Annotated in this window: 1 protein-coding gene; it reads right to left on the reverse strand. The window is 67.0% G+C overall.

Annotated elements, in window-relative coordinates; translation table 11 throughout:
* Positions 1 to 370, reverse strand: a 370-nt coding sequence (locus tag GUY60_RS38090; protein WP_161706059.1) for an SMI1/KNR4 family protein, incomplete at its 3' end; no start/stop codon positions are given.
* Positions 371 to 452 lie beyond the last annotated feature (82 nt).

A 452-nucleotide genomic window follows, 5' to 3' on the forward strand; every position in this document is an offset into this window, starting at 1 on the left:
CGACCCAGCGCCGGCTGTCGTCCTCGTGCTCCCACACGAAGACATCGGGACGCGACGGCGTACGCACGAACGCGAACTGGTCCCCACCACCGTCGTCACCGAAGAACAGCAGCGGCTCGAACGGCATGTAGAGCCCCGCGAACGAAGGGTCCGAGCGGAAGCGGAGGTTGTCCTCGACGATCCGCCCCAACGACCAGACGGCGTCCACCCCGTACGCCCCGACGACCCCGTCGGACTCCTGAAGCAACTCTACGAGCTCCGACGGCAGGGCGTGGCCCAACTCCCGTTCTGCGGTGGTGACATCGGCCGGTAGGGCAGGGTCACGGAACGCGGCGTCGGGGAAGGCGCGGGTGATGGTGTCTCTCCACATGGCGGCAGCCTATGCATCGTATCGACGATCCCTTGTACCTCACCCGGCCCCGAACCCCCGACGTTCACCACCCAATTCCCCT

It is taken from the genome of Streptomyces boluensis, from assembly GCF_009908195.1.
Classification (GTDB): Bacteria; Actinomycetota; Actinomycetes; order Streptomycetales; family Streptomycetaceae; genus Streptomyces; species Streptomyces boluensis.